The following is an 18,943-nucleotide window of genomic DNA, read 5'->3' as shown; positions in this document are numbered from 1 at the left end:
GTTACGCGATGCACAAGAATTCAGGCGGACCAATTGAATGGCTCATACCGTTGGCCTTCGTCGCGACTGCCAGTTGGCTTGTTTGGCACCTTCCAGCGTTCCTATTGGATTGGCTACCTTACACCTCTGAATCCCTCAAAAGTCAGGTAACAGAAATATATCTGCGCAGCGACATCACGCCTGAATTGTCTGGCGTGTTCAGTGGGTATGTCGACATCATCGACGTGGCCGCGCTCGTCCTTCTGCCGTTTCTTGCAGTGATAGGTACCAAGACCGTGCGCCCAGCGACGATGGAGTTCGAAGGCTCGACGTTTATGGATCGTTTCGCCCTGTTCATAGGCCGAGTGACGATGATGATGGTCGCAATCATGACGGTCGTCATGCTCTACGAAGTTTTCATGCGCTATATCCTGGAAAAGCCGACCGAGTGGGCGAATGAAATGACACTCTGGTTCGCCAGCTTTGTGTTTTTGATGTCTGGCTACTACGCCATGCAGCAACGCAGTCACATTCGAATATTCCTGCTTTACGACGCAGTTCCACGATGGCTTCAGCGTGTTTTTGATACGGTTTCGACAATACTGATCGTGCTGTTTGCCTTCTTTTTGGTCTACGGCAGCTACAATCAGGTGTTCGTCAACAAGCTCTATAAATGGGAGCTTTATGGCTCTGCATTCAACCCTCCGATCCCTGCGACGTTGCAGCCGATGGTGCTGATCGTGATTACGCTCGTCGCAATGCAAGCAATTTTGAACTTGATCGCGGATTGGAACAAAGAACCGGAAATCCACACAGATGAACCGGACGAAGACGAAATTGAAATGATCAAACGAGCGGTGGGACAAGACTGATGGATATTGGAACAATCTCGCTCATCCTGATGGTCGCCCTGATCGTGCTTCTGGCGATCGGAATGCCCTTGGGTCTGGCCTCTGCTTCTCTTGCGGTTCTGGTTCTTGTCCTGAAGTTCGAGCCGACACTGCTTTTGAACCCGTTTTCATTCGGCGACGGGGTTCTCACCGGTCGGCCAGGCACTGGGCCGCTCTATATATTGGCGCAGAAGATATACGGGCTCTTAACGGACTACGTGCTCATATCAGTGCCATTGTTTATCTTTATGGCGTCGCTGCTAGAGCGATCCGGGATCGCGCGTGACATGTATTCGTCGTTGAATGTCTGGCTGTCCAGAACACGCGGCGGCATCGCAATCGTGACCTCGATCATGGCGGTGATCATGGCGGCCATGTCCGGTATCATCGGTGGTGAAGTTGTCCTGCTGGGCCTTATCGCCCTGCCCCAGATGCTGCGCCTTGGCTATGATCAGAATCTCGCCATCGGCGTCATCTGCGCCTCGGGGTCGCTGGGGACCATGATCCCTCCCTCGATCGTTCTGATCATCTATGGGCTGATCACCGAAACCTCGATCAAATCGCTGTTCACCGCGTCTTTCATTCCCGGTTTCATGCTGGCCTCGATGATCATCCTGTACATCATCATCCGCACGCAGTTGAATCCTCATCACGCTCCGCTGCCGGAACCGGACCCAAACGACCCAGAACCGGCCGAAAAACGCAAATTGTTTGGGGCCTTCATGAGCATCGTTGTCGCCGGATTTTCCACCGTTCTGTTTGTCCGGGCCGCGTTTTTCGAGCTCTCAGGCTCGAACGCTGCCAGCCAGGGCGAGCCAGCGAGGCTGGGAACGGCTGACTACCTGCCCTGGTTTGCCGGCATCACGATCGTCGCCCTTCTGCTGATATTCTTCGTCTTTGGCAGAGCGCGCGCTAAAATCGGGTGGGAAATGGGCAAAGGCCTCGTCGCGCCGCTGGTCGTCATCGGCGTCGTGCTCGGCTCGATCTATGGCGGGATCACAGGCATCACCGAGGCTGCTGGCATGGGCGCCTTCGCCGTTCTGATCATCGCCATCCTGCGGGGTGAGGGATCGTTAGAGCTGGTTTGGGACAGCTTGATGCGGACGCTCAAATCCACAGGCACCATCATCTGGGTTACGATCGGGGCCGCCGCGCTGGCGGGTGCCTACACCATAGCTGGCGGCCCCCAATACGTGGCCGACCTGATCGTCGGCCAGGAGCTGCCGACCATGCTGGTCATTCTGGTGATGATGCTGATCTTGCTGTTCATGGGCGCATTCATGGATTGGGTCGGCATTGTGCTGTTGATCATTCCGGTCTTTCTGCCGATCGTCCTGCGCCTTCCCATCGAGGAAATCGGAATCTTTGGCCAGTTGGAGCCGAGTCATGTCGCCATCTGGTTCGGTGTCGTGTTCTGTATGAACATGCAGGTCAGCTTTCTCTCGCCCCCTTTTGGCCCGGCCGCGTTCTACCTGAAGTCGGTGGCCCCGCCGCATATCAGTCTGACGGATATCTTCCGCGGCTTCCTGCCATTCATCGGGATCCAGTTGCTGGCGCTTTCCGTCCTTCTGATCTGGCCGGGCATCATCGCGCTGCTGTTGTGAGGTCGCACCCATGCTGACACAAGATCAGATTGGCAAGTTCCAGACGGACGGACACCTCGTGGTCGAGGATGTAATTCCCAGCGATGTGCTGGATCGGGTACAGGCCGAATACTCGGATGTCCTGAACCGGCTCTATGACGGTTGGTACGAAAAAGGGCTGGTCAAGGACGAACCTTCAGGAATGACTTTTTGGGACAAACTCCTGTGCGCCTATCAAGCCGGTTGCGACTATTTCCAGCCGCTGGACATCTCGTTGCCCGGCGATCGGATCATGGCGAAAACACCGTTCCATATCGGGCCCGCAGTGTTCGACTTGCTGACGGCCCGGCCCATGCTTGACATTGTCGAGCAGTTGATCGGGCCAGAGCTGGTTAGCAATCCGATCCAGCACGTTCGGTTGAAGCCCCCTGCCCTCAAGCTGTCCAAGGACGAGGTTCGCGCGCATATCACCGCAACAGACTGGCATCAGGACCGGGCGGTTGCGCTAGAGGATGCGGACCAGACCGACATGGTCACTGTGTGGATTGCCGTCAACGATGCAACGGTCGAAAACGGCTGCCTACAAGTTTTGCCAAAGGCACAGGACCAATCCATTCTGCCGCATTGCGCGCGAACGCAGACAGGCATTGCCGACGGGTTCATCGACGAAGGCCGAGCTGTGCCCCTTCCTGTCAAGGCGGGCGGGATCATCCTGTTTCACCCTCTGACGCCACATGCTTCGCTGGTCAATGAAACGGACCGGTTCCGCTGGTCGTTCGACATCCGCTTCAGTGCGGCGGGCCAACCCACAGGTCGAGATCATTTCCCCAGCTTCATCGCAAGATCCAGATCGCGCCCCGAAACCGAGCTGCGAGATTGGCGTGTCTGCAAGGCAAATTGGGAGGCGGCGCGGGCAAGGCTGTCCGGACAGCCGCATATAGATATTCACCGGTGGACATCGGACTCGCCGTTCTGCGCCTAGCTGCTGCCTCCAGGAAAGCTGACTATGACATTTGTACGTTTAGATCGAACGGATAGCGTGGTGGTTGCAACTCGGCCCCTGGAGGTCGGCAGTATGGTCGAAGATGTCACGACCAATGCGCGCATCCCCTCGGGACACAAGGTCGCCACGCGGAATGTTGCACCCGGCGATCCCGTCAGAAAATACGCCCAGATCATCGGTTACGCCACCCAGCCGATCGAACCCGGCGACCATGTGCACACCCACAATATCGAGTTCCGCAACATCAGCGTGGACTATGAGTTTGCGACGGATCACAGACCCACGAAACCTGCCACCTCGGTCGATACGTTCATGGGCTACCACCGGGACAGCGGTCGCGTCGGCACACGCAACTACATCGCGGTTCTGACCACCGTGAACTGTTCGGCGACTGCGGCCCGCATGATTGCCAACCACTTCACGCCGGACAAGCTGGCCGAGTTTCCGAACGTCGACGGCGTGGTGGCCTTTGTCCACGGAACGGGCTGCGGAATGGCCGATTCCGGCGACGGTTTCGAAGCTCTTCAACGGGTCATGTGGGGGTTTGCGAAACATCCCAACCACGCTGCCGTTCTGATGGTCGGTCTGGGCTGCGAGATGAACCAGATCGACTGGCTACTGGACGCGTATGGGCTGAAGCAGAGTCCAACCTTCCAGACGATGAACATCCAGAACGTCGCGGGATTGCGCCGGACCGTGGAAATGGGCATCAGCAAGATCAACCAGATACTACCCATTGCCAATGAGGCGCGGCGCAGCGAAGCCCCTGCGTCCGAACTGATGGTTGCGTTGCAATGCGGTGGATCGGACGCTTGGTCAGGTGTGACCGCTAACCCGGCGCTCGGGCATGCCTGCGACCTGTTGGTTGCCCAAGGAGGCACAGGAGTCCTTGCGGAAACGCCCGAAATCTACGGAGCCGAACACCTTTTGACCCGCCGCGCCCTTGGTCGTGCAACTGGGGAAAAACTGATCGGACTGATCGATTGGTGGCAGGACTATACCGCCCGCAATCACGGTTCGATGGACAACAACCCAAGCCCCGGCAACAAGCAAGGCGGTCTGACGACCATCCTTGAGAAGTCGCTGGGGGCAGCGGCGAAGGGCGGAACCACCCCATTGACCGGTGTATTCAAATACGCCGAACCCATCACCGCCAAAGGCTTCACCTTCATGGACAGCCCCGGATATGACCCGGCCTCGGTGACCGGGCAGATCGCGGCCGGGTGCAACCTTGTGTGCTTCACCACGGGGCGCGGTTCTGCCTTTGGGTCCAAACCGGCGCCTACGCTGAAGATCGCTACCAACTCTGAGTTGGCAGCGCGCATGGCCGAAGACATGGACGTGGATGCGGGCGACATTCTGACCAAAGGTGCCAGCGTCGAAGAGAAAGGACAGGAAATATACCGACGGTTGCTCCAAGTCGCCTCGGGCGCGCGAACCAAGTCCGAGGCGCAAGGCCTGGGTGACTACGAATTTGTTCCCTGGCAAATCGGAGCGGTGATGTGAAACGGATCCTTGTAGCTGGCGGCGGATTAATCGGAATCCGCCACCTCCGCGCCGTGATTGAGCATCCCGGCTGCATGTTGGTCGGATTGGCCGATCCAGACGGCTCGATCCAGATCGACGCGCCGCGTTTTTCCAGTATGGACGAGGTGAAGGGCCCGGTAGATGGCGTCATCATCGCGACGCCGACCCGCCTGCATGCCGAACATGGCATTCTGGCCGCATCCCGCGGTTGGCACATGCTGATCGAAAAGCCAGTTGCCGCATCTATCGATGATGCCCAGCGCCTTAGAACGGCCGTTCGCCAGGCCGATGTCCGCAGCCTTGCAGGCCACCAACGGCGGTATCACACAACCTTGCAGCGCCTGAAAGAGGTGATCGTGCAAGGTACGATCGGACAAGTCATCAACGTCTCGTTGCTGTGGGCCATGCGCAAACCCGAGAGCTATTTTGAACAGAACTGGCGGACGTCTGATGGCAGTCCAGTCATGATCAATCTGGTGCATGATATCGATGTCTTGCGCTTTGTGATCGGTGAAATCTCAGATGTCGTCGCCCTGCCCGGCGCGTCAATCCGCGGATCAGATCGCATAGAGAGCGGGGCTGTTGCGATCGCGTTCGAAAACGGTGCGACGGGCACGATAAGCTTTGCCGACACCGCACCTAGCCCTTGGGGGTTTGAGGCCGGAACCGGCGAGAACCCGAATATCGGCACGACCCACCAGGACATGATGTGGATCACGGGAACCAGCGGCGCTGTCAGTTTTCCCTCCATGACCCTGTGGCGTGGAAAGGATTGGGGCACTCCGGCCCAGAAAGACCAACTTACACGACCGGAACAACAACGCGCACCGCTTGAAGCGCAACTGGATCACTTCCTTGACGTGATCAACGGCGCCCCTCCACTAATCGACGTGGAGGATGCAGCCCGGACGCTCGAGGTCACATCATGGATCGAACATGAGCTCAAGGCGCGAACAGCTCGAGCGCGGGCACCGGCGTGATGGCCATGCGGCCCGGCAAAATTCCGGACCACTCAAAAACCAATGATTATCCGCCGGGCAATGTGAGCATTCAAACTGCAAAGCCGCCCGCGCCAGACACAAGAATGAAAACCAGACACATTCACGGAAGGGGAAACCAATGAGCAAACCATCAATCGGGTTTATCGGCTTGGGACTAATGGGCGGAGCCATGGTGAGCCGACTGTTGGACCAAGGATACTCGGTCGCTGTATTGGGAAACCGCGACCGCACATACCTGGACGCCGCGATAGACCGGGGCGCCCGCGAGATGCGAAACGCCCAAGAGCTGGCTGAGGCCAGCGACATCGTGATGCTGTGCATGGGCACCTCCGAACAGGTCGAGAGCCGGATGCGCGGCGCAGATGGAGTGATTGCGGGATTGAAACCCGGAGCAATCGTCATCGACTTTGGCACCTCGCTTCCAGGCAGCACACGCGCCTTGGCCGAGGAGGTTGCCGCTGCTGGCGGAAGCTATCTGGATGCGCCGCTTGGCCGGACGCCATCGCACGCGCTCGAAGGCAAGCTCAACATTATGACGTCCGGCAACAAGGCTGCCTTCGACAAGGCCGAGCCGACACTGAAGGATTTGGGTGAAAACGTCTTTTACCTTGGCCCCGTTGGGTCCGGACACACGATCAAGCTGATCAACAACTTCTTCGGAATGACCGTTGCGAACGCGATGGCCGAAGCGTTTGCCATGGCAGATATCACCGGAGTTGACCGCAAGCAGGTGTATGACGTTATGGCCGCAGGGCCGCTGCATTCCGGAATGATGGATTTCGTCAAAGCCTACGGAGTCGAGAATGATCCAAACCAGCTGGCCTTTGCCATCAAGAACGCGGCAAAAGACCTCGGGTATTATGACCGTATGGCACGCGATGCAGGCGTCACCAGCGTGATGTCGCAGTGCGCGCTTTCGGCGCTAAATGACGCGCGCGACCACGGTCAGGCGGATGACATGGTTAGCCAGATGGTTGACTACTACGTCAAGCGTTTCAACACCTGATCGATGGCTGTCACCGCCAACCCCAATGCGGACCTGCCGCGCCTTGGCATCGTGCTGATGCTGACAGCGTGGCTGTTCTTTTCGCTGGTGGACCTTGGGGCCAAGTGGTTGGCGTTGGCTGGCGTGCCGGCATTTCAGTTGGCGTTCATGCGCTATGCGGGGCACTTTGTGATCTCTGTGGGGGTGATCGCCAAAGGAGGGATTGAGGCCAGCCGCTTCAAGACTGACCATCCATGGCAGGTCATTAGCCGGGCCTTGCTGCTGATCTCGGCAACCGTTTTCAATTTTTATGCCCTGCGGTTTTTGCCTCTAACCGTTGTGTCGGCAATCATGTTCTCAAGCCCGGTCATCGTGTGCTTCCTGTCCGTCTTCGTGTTGAAAGAGAGCGTGGGTCCATGGCGTTGGGCGGCCATCATACTGGGCTTTCTGGGGGTGTTGGTTGTCGTGCGGCCGTTTGGTTCGGCCTTTCATCCGACCATGCTTCTGATCGTTTACAATGCCACCGCGTTGGCTTTGTACTCGATCATGACGCGCAGGCTGTCCGGAGTTGTTGCGGTGGACACCATGCAATTCTACCTCGGGCTTACCGGGACGGTGGTCCTGCTGCCCTTCGCCATCTGGTTTTGGGTCCAGCCGGAAAACACTTGGAGCCTGATAGTCCTGATAAGCCTTGGCGTCTTTGGTTGGTGCGGGCATCAACTGCTGACGAACGCGCATCGATTCGGAACGGCGAACCAGTTGATGCCATTCACCTATTCGTTCCTGATCTACGTTGCGATCTGGGGCTATCTGTTCTTTGACACGGTACCGGACGCATTCACGTTGGCAGGGGCTGCGCTGATCATGGTCGCCGGGCTCATCATCTGGAAAAGAGAAAAGAAATGACGCGAATTGCCTGCATCGGCGAAGCAATGATCGAATTGTCCATGCTGGAAACCGGCGCAAAGGTGGGCGTCGCGGGGGATACGCTGAACACGGCAATCTACATGCACCGCGCCGCTCCTGATCTGCAGGTGGAGTATGTGACATGTCTGGGCGACGACCCGTTCTCAGGGCGCATCGCCGACTTTATCGCCAGTCATGGCATCGGGACATCTGGCATCCGCATCATTCCCAACGCTTGTCCGGGACTATACGCGATCACGACATCTGCGGACGGTGAACGCAGCTTTACCTATTGGCGCAGCGAGGCGGCCGCCCGCCAGCTTTTTGCTGATCACGACTTCAGCTCGCTGAAAGGTTACGACGTGCTTTACTTGTCGGGGATTTCCGTGGCCATTCTTCCGCATTCGGTGAGGCTTGCGCTACTGGACTGGCTCGAAGGCACTTCAGCCCGGTTGGTCTATGACAGCAACTTTCGTCCACGTCTTTGGGACAGCGCCGAGCACGCCCGGCAGATCAACCAACGGCTTTGGCAGCGTGCAAATATTGCCCTACCATCCATTGACGACGAGATGGCGCTGTTCGGGGAAAGCGCGGATCAGGTGGCGGCACGCTTTGCCGATCATCACGGTGTCGGTGCCTTGAAACGCGGAGAGAATGGCCCTCTGTCTATCGGCCAGAACATTGACCAAACCTATGAACCTGCCAAAAACGTGCTGGATACCACAGCGGCGGGCGACAGTTTCAACGGTGGGTACCTCGGGGCCTTGCTGACGGGCAAATCACAGGCCGAGGCCCTGATGGCCGGACACAATCTGGCGTCCACCGTTGTTCAGTTCCGCGGCGCGATCATTACTGGATAAGTGGCGCGAGATCCTCAGCACCGACAAGGCCCAAAAGCGGTACTACCGGATCTGGCTGCTTGACAGCCGAGGCGATTTCCAACGCACAAGGATCGTTCAGCGCCCTGCCCTTAGCGGTCTCGGACATGCAATAGGAGATCCAGGCCCGCATCCCTGCAATCACCGCCTGAGAGCCGGTCTCACGGAGCGTAGGAACAAACCGATACGGCAGCTTCTGGCTGCCATCCATCGCGATTTGGTCCAGACGGTGTGCCAGCTCGGGGTTTTCGAAACGGCGCAATAGAGCCTCTGCATAGTCTGGAACTTGTGCTTGCAGTGCAGCGGGCAGCGTTGCGCCCGCATCCTTCATCAACTCGGAAACCAGCGGGCGCAAAACCGGGTCTCGAACCGCTTCGTGGACGCAGGTCAGGCCTCGTTCCAACCCGGCATAAGCCAACAGGGAATGGGCACCGTTCAACATGCGCAGCTTTCGCATCTCGTGCGGGGCTACGTCATCGACCAGTTGCACGCCCGGCCAATCGGGCTGCGGACCGGCGAAACTGTCTTCGATCACCCACTCCGAGAACGCCTCGGTCGGAACGGCCATTGGGTCGCCGCTGATTGCGCGAACGGCGTCCGTTGTGGCCGGGGTAATCCGGTCGACCATCGCGTTGGGGAAGCGAACGGCGCCCCAATCCACGTCCAGACCGGCTGCTTCCGAAAAATCGGCGACTGCCGTTTCGAGCGTATTGCCGTTTTCCATGCGATTGTCGCAGCTTAGCACCGTCACAGGCTTGCGCCGTTCCGCAAGGCCAGAAGCCAAAAACCCGATCAGCGTCGCAGGCCCTTGCCCCGCCAGATCGGCGGCGATCGCAGGGTCCTGAAGGTTCAGCTTGCCGAAGGCGTCCAAGTGATAGCCTTTCTCGGTGACGGTCGCCGAGATGATCTCGGCATCCGCCATCACATCGAAAATCGCCGCGCGATCCACGGGCGCGACCAGAACGTCCCGCAGAGCTTTGATGCGCCGGACGCCCTGCCCCTGTACGCACAGATCGTACTCAAAACCCTGTCGGGCCAATCCATCCCGAACCGAGGATGAACGCAGGCTGACGCCGACAACGTCCCATCCGCCCGCTTGATCGGTGTAGTCCAGCAAATGCGCCCGGGCAAAGTTTCCAAGGCCGAAGTGAAGAATTGTACCCATCTAGCTTTGCAACCCGTAAACCTGTTTCGCCAGGTCGACCGCGAGCAACCGCGCCAAATGCTCGGCACTGTCCCGACCGAAATAGCCGCGAGCAACCTGCTCGGCCAAATGAATCGCCACTCCCCGCCGCCAGAGGTCGTGTCGTGCAGGAATGGACAGAAAAGCCCGCGTGTCGTCATTGAACCCGGCCAGGTTGTAATATCCGGCCGTTTCAACCACCCGGTCGAAATACCGCGCAATCCCGGCCGGGCTGTCGTGGAACCACCAAGGCGGTCCGATCCGAAGGCACGGCCAATGTCCCGCCATAGGGGCAAGTTCACGGGCATAGGTGCTTTCGTCCAATGTGAAGAGTATGATCCGCAGTTCCGGCGAGTTTCCGACCCGTTTCAACAGCGCCTCAAGGCCCGTGACCCAATCCATCGCAACTGGAATGTCGGCCCCCTTGTCCCGTCCGAAGTCCCGCATTACCGCGTCGTTCGTGTTGCGCTTGCTGCCTGCATGTATCTGCATGGTCAGACCATCGTCGACAGACATCTGCGCCATTTCGATCAGCATATGACCATAGAACCGGCGAGCGTCCTGTTCGGTCCCTTCCCGCCGTCTGAGCCGTTTGTACAGCGCATCCGGGTCTTCCAGCCACTCGGACTGCACGCGTTCGATACCGTGGTCGGTAGCCGTACAGCCCAGCTGGATGAAATAAGCCCGCCGCTTTCGCAGCGCGTTGAGGTAGCCATCATAGCTGCCCAGATCGCAGCCTGTCAGCTCGGCCAACTTGTTCAGATTCTGTACGAAATCCGGGTCCGCCCCATCCAAAACCCCGTCTGGGCGGAACGTCGGAACAACCCGCCCGCCCCAACCGCTTGCACGGATATCCCGATGCTCCTCGAGACCGTCGAGAGCAGAATCCGTGGTGGCCAGAAACTCAATTCCAAACTTGTCGAACAAAGCCCTCGGGCGAAATTCGGGTCGCGCCAGCTTTTCTGAGATCTTATCGTAAACCTGGTCTGCCGTGCGCGGAGACAACTCCTCTGACACGCCCAGCGTTTCATGCAACACATAGTTCATCCAGATCCGGGATGGCGTTCCCAGAAACAGATGCCAGTGCTCGGCAAAGGTGCGGAAAACGGCGCGAGGATCCTTCTTTCGCCCCTCTTCCCCAACGCCAAGTTCGGACAAGGGAACGCCCTGCGAATAGAGCATACGAAACACGTAATGGTCGGGAACCACCAGCAGCTCTGCCGGGTTGGGAAACGGCTCATCGGTTGCGAACCACCCCGGATCGCAGTGACCATGCGGGGACACGATCGGGAGGTCCTTGATGCCCAGGTACAGGTCTTCTGCCATCCCATTCAAATTACCAGTCAATTCTGCCTCCGATACTGCTGCCCGCAATTGTAAACACAGTTTTTAATGGTTGCATCTTTCCCGTTCGAACCCGCAGACTGAACGGGTTATCCGGGGGAATGAATGAATATTGCGCTGATTGGTTTAGGGATGGTTTCGGGCACGCATGTCGCTGCAATTCGGGCATCGGAGCAAGGCCTCAATCTTGCCGGCGTCCTCGGGCGCAATCCTGAAAAAGCAGCTGAGTTCGCGCAGCGAAACGACACCCGCGCGTACAGCTCGGTCGAGGAAATCGCCAACGACCCAAACGTCGACTTTGCGATCATCGCAACCCCGCCCGATCAGCGCACAGAGTTGGTGCGGGTTCTTGCGACCGCTTCGAAACCGATCCTGATGGAAAAGCCTATCGAAAGAACGCTGGACGCCGCGACAGCCATTGTCGAGCAGTGCGAGGTGTCTGGTGTGCCGCTGGGTATCGTCTTTCAGCACCGCGCCCGCGCCGCCTCGCAGGCGCTGAAATCAGCCATTAAACAGGGTGAGCTGGGCGCGATCGCCACAGTGGAGATCCGTGTCCCCTGGTGGCGCGATCAGAGCTACTATGACGAGCCAGGTCGAGGCACCTATGCACGCGACGGAGGCGGTGTCATGATCTCGCAGGCAATCCACACGCTTGACCTTGGGATGTGGCTGCTGGGGCCAATCTCGGACATTCAGGCTGTGATGAGAAAAACTCCACTACACGATCTCGAGGCCGAGGATTGGGCAGGTGCAATCTTTGAAATGGATAGCGGCGCAGTGGGTACTTTGATGGCGACTACTGCAGAATATCCTGGGGCCGCTGAATCTATCACGATCCAGGGCACCCGCGCCAAAGCGCATCTGGAGTCAGGTGTCCTGACCTTGACCACTTTCGATGGTCAGAAATCCACTGTTGGCGAAACGTCCGCCACAGGCGGAGGGGCGGATCCCATGGCGTTCACCCATGAATGGCACCAGGCAGTTATCGAGGATTTCGCCAAGGCTGTTGCCGGTAGAACGCGGCCGATGGCCACCGGGCGCAGTGCCCTTTTGACCCACGCCGTCATCGACGCGATGCAGATCGCCGATCGAACCGGCCAGAAAACACGAGTCGCCTCATGAGCCTGACCTGCGTCGCCCTTGGCCTGGACCACCGCCATATCTATGGCATGACGGAAAACATGCGCAAAGTCGGAGTGGACTGCGTTGGCTATTGGACACAAGGCGATCCCGAAACGCTGGCGGGCTACGTCAAAAGGTTTCCCGACATTCCGCGGCTGGCCCGACTGGAAGACGCCCTAACATGCGGGGCGGATCTAGCGCTGATTTCGGCAATACCGGCAGATAGGGTTGCGTTGACTATCCGTGCCATGCAAAACGGCATGGATGTCATGAGCGACAAGCCAGGTTGCACGACGTTCGAGCAACTCGACCAGATCAAGCGAACAGTCGTGGACACCGGTCGCATCTGGTCGGTTAATTTTTCTGAACGATTTGAAACGCCCGTCAGCACCCGAGCGACCGAGTTGGTCGAGGCCGGTGCCATCGGGCGCGTGATCCAGACGGTCGGACTTGGCCCGCACCGATTGAACCGGGCAACCCGGCCCGAATGGTTTTTTCAGCGTGATCGCTACGGTGGCATTCTGACCGACATCGCCTCGCATCAGATCGATCAGTTCTTGCATTACACAGGTTCGGAAACCGCTAAAATCACAAACGCCTATGTGGCGAACTACGCAAACTCCAAGGATCCCGGATTGCAGGATTTCGGAGAGCTAAATCTGCGCAGCGAGAATGGCACCGGGTACATCCGGGTTGACTGGTTTACTCCGGATGCCTTGCCAAACTGGGGGGATGGTCGCCTGACGATCCTGGGCACCGAAGGATATATCGAGTTGCGGAAATACGTCGATGTGGGTGGAGCCTCGGGAACAGACCATCTGATCTTCGTCAACGGCGAAACCTGCCAAAAGATCAACGCGACCGACGCCGGCCTTCCCTACTTTTCGCGCCTCGCCGATGACATCCGCAACCGGACCGAAACCGCGATGACGCAGACCCACTGCTTTACGGTCTTGGAACTCGCGCTGCGCGCGCAGGAAATGGCGGAACGCAGATGATCAACGTTGCGATCCTTGGCGCAGGTATCGGTGCGCAACATCTGAGCGCACTGAAACGGCTTGACCGCGACTTCCGCGTAGCCGCCATGGTCGACCAGAATACGGACCGGATCGAACAGATTCGACAGAACGCGAATTTTCGAGCACTGACCAACATTCAAGACGCGCTGGATGATCCGGCGATTGATGTCATCGACATCTGCCTGCCGCCCCATCTGCATGTACCGACCACTCTAGAGGCACTGGCCGCAGGAAAACACGTTGTCTGCGAAAAGCCTGTTGCGACCTCGATGCAGGATGTGGATCGGATCACGGCAGCCGCAAGCAGCGCGAGCAAGCATGTGTTTCCAGTTTTTCAATACCGGTGGGGGCCGTCACTGGCCCAATTGCGCCACCTGCAACGCGCAGGCCTGACCGGAGCGGTTCAAACTGCCGCGCTTGAAACCCATTGGTCCCGAGGTGCAGACTACTACGCCATTCCGTGGCGCGGAACATGGGCTGGTGAACGCGGCGGCGCAGTACTGGGCCATGCCATCCACAACCATGATCTGCTGACGAATATCACGGGTGATATCGCCTGGGTGTCTGCAATGGCCACAACGCGGGTCAACCCGATCGAGACCGAAGACTGCGCCGCGATCTGCTTTGGCATGTCTTCCGGAGCCTTGTGCACAAGCAATATCACACTGGGCGCCGCCACGGACGAAACCCGCCTGCGGTTCGTCTTTGAAAAGGTGACCGCCACTTCTGGCACGGAACCCTATGCCCCGGGTCAAACGCCCTGGACATTCGTTGCGCGGGACCCGGTGGATCAAGCCACTATCGACGAGGCCCTTGCAGCCGCCGCTGCCGAACCAACAGGCTTCGAAGGGTTCTTTACCGAAGTCGGCAAGGCGTTGCGGTCCGAGGCAAATTCTGCCGTTACGCTGCAGGACGGCGCTGCGTCCATTGGCCTTGTGACGGCGATTTATTACGCGGCGCGCACCGGGCAGCGTGTTGCCCTTCCCATCAAGCCCGATCACCCGCTGTATGAAGGATGGCTGCCATGAAACAATGCTGGCGTTGGTTCGGACCCGATGATCCGATCGCCCTGGCCAATCTCCATCAAGTCGGGGTTCAGGGCATCGTTACCGCACTGCATCACATCCCGCCGGGACAGCCTTGGGACGAACCGAACATCGCCGACCGGCAAGCAGTTCTGGCTGCTGCTGGGTACAGTTGGGACGTTGTCGAAAGCCTGCCCGTCTCGGAGGCGATCAAGACGCAATCCGTAGACATGGCCGAGCATCTGCAGGCGTACAAGTCCAGCCTCAGGGCCCTGTCCGCCCGTGGCGTCAAAGTCGTTTGCTACAACTTCATGCCGATCCTAGATTGGACCCGCACCGCCCTTCGCGCCCCGCAGCCGCATGGCGGAACGGCCATGCTGTTCGACCTGACCGATTTTGCTGCTTTCGACATATATATTCTCGAACGTCCGGGCGCGTCCGAAGACTATTCCAGCGATGTCCAGCAAACGGCCAAGGATCGCTTCTTGCGCATGTCGGATGAATCCAAGGCCCAGTTGCAACACAATGTCACTGCGGGGCTGCCCGGCGCCAATGATCAGTGGAGCGTGCAGGACGTGCGCGCTTTGTTGCAGACATATGCGCATATAGACCGTGACCGGCTTCGCGCAAACCTCATCGACTTCCTGTCTGAGGTCGCCCCAGTGGCCCAAGACCTGGACCTGCGCTTGTGCTGTCATCCGGATGATCCGCCGTTCTCGTTGCTCGGTCTGCCGCGGATCATGTCAAGCACCGATGACTACGGCACCGTTCTGGATGCGGTTGATTTGCAGGCGAACGGCGCAACCTTGTGTACCGGATCGCTGGGAGTGTCCCCCGAATTCAATGGGCCGGACTTCGTGCGTAGGCATGGCGACCGGATTCACTTTGTCCATCTGCGGAATACCCAACGCATCGCCGGATCAGACAGCCAGAAGCCGGATTTCTTTGAGGCCCCGCATCTGGAGGGCGACACCGACATGGTCGGCACCATTCGCGAGTTGATGAACGAACAGCGCCGCCGCAAATCCCAAGGACGTGACGATTGGCAAATTCCGATGCGGCCCGACCACGGACAAGAACTGCTGAGCGATCTGGGCGGACACAGCACTCCTGGCTATCCGCTGATCGGACGAATGCGCGGGCTGGCGGAACTACGCGGCATAATGGCGGCATTCTCGTAACGCGTCGGATCAGACAGTTTCTTTCCACACGCAACACTTCTTTGCTTGCCTGAGCGCTGCATTCTTCGTTTACTTACGGCACGTAAACGGGCAGCGGGGTGTCTTCCGGACTCGCCCGACGTCTGCTCAAGACGCGTGAAACTCCCGCGAAAACCGATGCGATTGGGCATCATTTTCGAAACGTCTGCCATACGGAAATGGCAGAAAAACGGGAGGATTCCAAATGAAAACAGCAGGCGTAATTGGTCTTGGCGACATGGGCAGCGGCCTTGCCAAGAACCTGATCAAGAATGGCTTTGAAACATCCGGTTTCGACCTGAGCGAGACACGCATGACGGCATTTACCGACATGGGCGGCCTGGCCGAGGACAGCGTGGGACAGGTCGGCCGTCACGCAGCCGCTGTTTTTGTCATGGTGATGAACGGAGATCAGGCCCGCGATGTCATTTTGGGTGAAAACGGGCTGGTTGCGAACATGGCCAAAGGCGGAACGGTCATCCTGTCGGCGACCATTAACCCGGCCGAAGCAAGCGCTATCGGGCAAGACATGGAAGGTTCGGGCATCCACCTGATCGACACTCCGGTTTCGGGTGGTTTTCCCGGCGCGCAGAACGGCACATTGACGATGATGGCTGCCGGAGCTTCGGATGTTCTGGATCGAAATGCCGAAGTCATGCAGGCAGTGTCGGCAACCATTCATCGGGTCGGAGAAAACGCCGGCGACGGGCAAACCGTGAAAGCCTGCCTACAATCCCTTATCGGATCGATCTTTTCCGCCACATTCGAGGCTGCAGCCTTAGCGGCCAAAGCCGGTGTCAGAGGTCAGGCATTGCTTGATGTGTTCTCGTCCTCCAGCGCAGGGTGCGGAGTCGTGAATACCGCCCTTGAAAACATCATTGATCGCAAGTTCGAGGCTACCGGCAGCCATATCGCAACCATGCACAAGGACCTGACGATCTCTCTGGCACTGGCCGGTGCGTTGGGCGTTCCTATGCATACAGCGTCATCCGCGATGCAGATCTTTCACGCCGGGAAAACCAAATACCCAAACGGCGACAACTGGGTGTGTACCCGCGTCATCGAAGAGATCGTTGGCGCAGAATTGCATCGCTGAGGGGGTCGAACATGAAATTAGGTGTGATTTGCGACGGCATTTCCCGCGATCTGCGGCATACCGTGGACGTAATGGACGAGTTCGGTCTGGACTATGCAGAGCTTCAATTCGTTGGCGATACAGAGGTCGGAGACCATTCCCCGCAAGAAATTGCCGAGATCGACGCGCTCTTGCGCGACCGGGGCAAGCCGGTGTCATGTCTCTCGCGCCATATCTTTGCGGGGATGACAGCTGCCAACAGACCCGGCGACGACCTGCACACTCGGCATATGGACGCTTTGAAACGCGTAATCGACATGGCGCATGTTGTTGGGTCTCCGCTCGTTCGGATCATGACCCAAAGAAAAGAGCAGATACTCTGGGGAAAAAACGGCGCCGAAAAGTGGAACGTGGCGCATGGCGTATGGGACACGATGCTGCCTCTCATCGCGCCGGCGGTTGAACTGGCAAGAGCTGAAGGCGCGACTCTCGTCGTGGAAACCGGAAACGGCACGCTGGTCAATTCCAACTATACAGCCCGCAAGCTGATCGACGAGTTAGACGCAAAAGACACTTTGAAAGTGCTGTGGGACCCCGGAAATAATTGCTGGTGCCATGAACTGGCGTACCCGGACGGTTACGAAGAACTGCGCGGCGGCTACTTGGGTCACATTCACATCAAGGACGTAAAGGTCGACACGCCGAGGGCAACGCTGGAAGTGCGCCGTATTGGGGAAGGTCAGCTTGCGCCTCTGTTCCGACCCATCGCGGACTCGCTTAGATCCGATGGCTACGATGGCGTCATTTCCTTCGAGAGTGTTTATCACCCCGGCAACGGAAACTTCGAAGATGGTTTTCGTCTGTGTGTGGACAAGTTCAAAAGCCTGTTTGCATAAGGTTACAGTCAATATGCGTTCAAAATCATATGTTTGAACCCCGCTACTGAACGCCAAGCGGAGTGTAGAAAACTGGGCGCGTTCGCGTTAAATCAAGGAAAAGGCCAGCTGGATGAAGCAAGAGTTTTTTGACCTGTCCATTGAAACGCCCGGCAAATCCCTCACCGACATCAGCGGGATGGTTCAGGGTGCGGTGTCCGAACGTGTATTTGTCTCGGGTCTGCTGACCCTTTGGTGCGTCCACACGGGTGCTGCGCTGTTGGTGCAGGCCAATGCCGATCCCGACGTTCGCAAGGATATCGAGACGTTCTTCGAGAAACTCGTGCCCAAGTCACCAGGGAGGTATCATCACCGCCCGACCGAGGACGACAACGCTCCGTCGCATCTGCGGGCGCTGTTGACGCAAACTCAGATATCCGTCCCGGTCGAACAGGGGCAGCTTTCTCTGGGCCGCGTACAAAGCCTATACCTGTTCGAACATCGAGAGGCGCCAAGAACCCGCCGATTGAAGGTGCACTACATCGGGACATGAGACTTTGAATTAAATGGGGCGTTGGCAGTGCTACCGCCCCATCCAGCCCCCGTCGACGACAAGGATTTCACCGTTGACGAAGTCCGACGCGGCAGAGGCCAGAAAGACCACCGGTCCGGCAAAGTCATCAGGCGTACCCCAACGGCCTTGGGGTGTTCGTTCAAGGATCGACTTCGATCGGACCGGATCATCCCGCAGGGCTTGAGTGTTGTCGGTCGCGATGTAGCCAGGCGCGATCGCATTCACATTCACGCCCCGCCCGGCCCATTCGTTGGCCAAAGCCTTGGTCAGCTGTCCAATCCCACCTTTCGAGGCCGCATATCCCGGCACGGTAATGCCGCCCTGAAATGTCAGCAGCGAAGCTGTGAAAATGATCTTACCCGATCCGCGCGTCAGCATGTCCTTGCCGATCTCGCGAGACAGAACGAACTGCGAGGACAGGTTCACCTCAATCACTTCGTCCCACCAGTCGTCCGGGTGTTCAGCGGCGGGTTTGCGTTTGATCGTGCCGGCATTGTTGACAAGGATATCAGGGGTTTGTCCGTCGGCCCTCAACTGATCAATGAACCCGTGCAGCGCGGCGCGATCCGAGAAGTCGCATTGGTAAGCCCGGAAATTGCGCCCGATCGCAGTCACAGCTTTTTCGACATCCGACCCGGACAGCTCGAGCGAGGCCGACACTCCGATGATATCGGCTCCGGCCGATGCCAATGCCTCGGCCATGCCGCGCCCGATACCGCGTTTGCACCCAGTCACAAGAGCCGTCTTTCCCGTCAGGTCGAAACTTTGCAAAATA

At 58.2% G+C, this 18,943-nt stretch carries 17 protein-coding genes and 1 pseudogene; 15 read left to right on the top strand and 3 right to left on the bottom strand.

Annotated elements, in window-relative coordinates; all coding sequences use genetic code 11:
* Nucleotides 1-8: 8 nt before the first annotated feature.
* The 8 genes and pseudogenes from ACR0FE_RS10640 to ACR0FE_RS10605 all read left to right on the top strand — a co-directional run bounded on the left by ACR0FE_RS10640 (nucleotide 9) and on the right by ACR0FE_RS10605 (nucleotide 8,734).
* Entirely contained in the window at nucleotides 9-851 is an 843-nt protein-coding gene (locus ACR0FE_RS10640) for a TRAP transporter small permease subunit (protein ID WP_480489586.1), read from the top strand.
* The gene (locus ACR0FE_RS10635; protein WP_170614483.1) at nucleotides 851-2,473 is read left to right on the top strand and encodes a TRAP transporter large permease subunit; all 1,623 of its coding nucleotides are present in this window, start codon (nucleotides 851-853) and stop codon (nucleotides 2,471-2,473) included. The genes ACR0FE_RS10640 and ACR0FE_RS10635 overlap by 1 nt, the downstream gene beginning before the upstream one ends.
* Nucleotides 2,474-2,483: 10 nt before the next feature.
* On the top strand, nucleotides 2,484-3,434 hold the full coding sequence (locus ACR0FE_RS10630; protein ID WP_480489585.1) for a phytanoyl-CoA dioxygenase family protein: 951 nt from the start codon (nucleotides 2,484-2,486) through the stop codon (nucleotides 3,432-3,434).
* Nucleotides 3,435-3,458: 24 nt separating this feature from the next.
* On the top strand, nucleotides 3,459-4,961 hold the full coding sequence (locus ACR0FE_RS10625; RefSeq protein WP_170614481.1) for an altronate dehydratase family protein: 1,503 nt from the start codon (nucleotides 3,459-3,461) through the stop codon (nucleotides 4,959-4,961).
* The gene (locus ACR0FE_RS10620) at nucleotides 4,958-5,962 is read left to right on the top strand and encodes a Gfo/Idh/MocA family protein (protein WP_480912730.1); all 1,005 of its coding nucleotides are present in this window, start codon (nucleotides 4,958-4,960) and stop codon (nucleotides 5,960-5,962) included. The genes ACR0FE_RS10625 and ACR0FE_RS10620 overlap by 4 nt, the downstream gene beginning before the upstream one ends.
* A 100-nt stretch (nucleotides 5,963-6,062) precedes the next feature.
* A pseudogene (locus tag ACR0FE_RS10615) lies at nucleotides 6,063-6,989 on the top strand (NAD(P)-dependent oxidoreductase); the annotation flags it as partial.
* A 3-nt stretch (nucleotides 6,990-6,992) separates the two neighbouring features.
* Entirely contained in the window at nucleotides 6,993-7,874 is an 882-nt protein-coding gene (locus tag ACR0FE_RS10610; protein WP_170614479.1) for a DMT family transporter, read from the top strand.
* Nucleotides 7,871-8,734: a sugar kinase gene (locus ACR0FE_RS10605; RefSeq protein WP_170614478.1), complete on the top strand. Its 864-nt coding sequence runs from the start codon at nucleotides 7,871-7,873 to the stop codon at nucleotides 8,732-8,734. Before ACR0FE_RS10610 ends, ACR0FE_RS10605 begins: the two co-directional genes overlap by 4 nt.
* Here ACR0FE_RS10605 and ACR0FE_RS10600 read toward each other — a convergent pair.
* Nucleotides 8,724-9,917 carry a mannitol dehydrogenase family protein gene (locus tag ACR0FE_RS10600; protein WP_170614477.1) on the bottom strand — a complete coding sequence of 398 codons (1,194 nt, stop codon included), beginning with the start codon at nucleotides 9,915-9,917 and terminating at the stop codon, nucleotides 8,724-8,726. The genes ACR0FE_RS10605 and ACR0FE_RS10600 overlap by 11 nt on opposite strands.
* Nucleotides 9,918-11,261 carry a glucuronate isomerase gene (gene uxaC, locus ACR0FE_RS10595; RefSeq protein ID WP_480912842.1) on the bottom strand — a complete coding sequence of 448 codons (1,344 nt, stop codon included), beginning with the start codon at nucleotides 11,259-11,261 and terminating at the stop codon, nucleotides 9,918-9,920.
* Between the two features lie 123 nt (nucleotides 11,262-11,384).
* On the opposite strand from uxaC, the gene ACR0FE_RS10590 reads away from it, so the two are divergent.
* The 7 genes from ACR0FE_RS10590 to ACR0FE_RS10560 all read left to right on the top strand — a co-directional run bounded on the left by ACR0FE_RS10590 (nucleotide 11,385) and on the right by ACR0FE_RS10560 (nucleotide 18,147).
* Nucleotides 11,385-12,401, top strand: a complete 1,017-nt coding sequence (locus ACR0FE_RS10590; RefSeq protein WP_170614476.1) for a Gfo/Idh/MocA family protein — start codon at nucleotides 11,385-11,387, stop codon at nucleotides 12,399-12,401.
* Nucleotides 12,398-13,399 (top strand): Gfo/Idh/MocA family protein, encoded by a 1,002-nt coding sequence (locus ACR0FE_RS10585; protein ID WP_170614475.1) that lies wholly within the window; start codon nucleotides 12,398-12,400, stop codon nucleotides 13,397-13,399. Before ACR0FE_RS10590 ends, ACR0FE_RS10585 begins: the two co-directional genes overlap by 4 nt.
* On the top strand, nucleotides 13,396-14,448 hold the full coding sequence (locus ACR0FE_RS10580) for a Gfo/Idh/MocA family protein (RefSeq protein WP_480912729.1): 1,053 nt from the start codon (nucleotides 13,396-13,398) through the stop codon (nucleotides 14,446-14,448). The genes ACR0FE_RS10585 and ACR0FE_RS10580 overlap by 4 nt, the downstream gene beginning before the upstream one ends.
* Entirely contained in the window at nucleotides 14,445-15,626 is a 1,182-nt protein-coding gene (gene uxuA, locus ACR0FE_RS10575) for a mannonate dehydratase (RefSeq protein WP_170614473.1), read from the top strand. Before ACR0FE_RS10580 ends, uxuA begins: the two co-directional genes overlap by 4 nt.
* 223 nt (nucleotides 15,627-15,849) lie before the next feature.
* Nucleotides 15,850-16,740, top strand: a complete 891-nt coding sequence (locus ACR0FE_RS10570; protein WP_480912728.1) for an NAD(P)-dependent oxidoreductase — start codon at nucleotides 15,850-15,852, stop codon at nucleotides 16,738-16,740.
* Between the two features lie 11 nt (nucleotides 16,741-16,751).
* A complete protein-coding gene (locus ACR0FE_RS10565; protein ID WP_170614471.1) occupies nucleotides 16,752-17,615 on the top strand; it encodes a sugar phosphate isomerase/epimerase family protein in 864 nt (287 codons plus the stop codon).
* A gap of 112 nt (nucleotides 17,616-17,727) precedes the next feature.
* Nucleotides 17,728-18,147 carry a secondary thiamine-phosphate synthase enzyme YjbQ gene (locus ACR0FE_RS10560; RefSeq protein ID WP_170614470.1) on the top strand — a complete coding sequence of 140 codons (420 nt, stop codon included), beginning with the start codon at nucleotides 17,728-17,730 and terminating at the stop codon, nucleotides 18,145-18,147.
* A 30-nt stretch (nucleotides 18,148-18,177) separates the two neighbouring features.
* On the opposite strand, the gene ACR0FE_RS10555 is transcribed toward ACR0FE_RS10560, so the two are convergent.
* On the bottom strand, nucleotides 18,178-18,942 hold the full coding sequence (locus tag ACR0FE_RS10555) for an SDR family oxidoreductase (protein ID WP_480491726.1): 765 nt from the start codon (nucleotides 18,940-18,942) through the stop codon (nucleotides 18,178-18,180).
* Nucleotide 18,943 lies beyond the last annotated feature (1 nt).

This window comes from Ruegeria sp. K7 (assembly GCF_056531785.1).
Note: the sequence above shows the minus strand (reverse complement) of the source record. Positions and strands in the feature narration are given on the sequence as shown.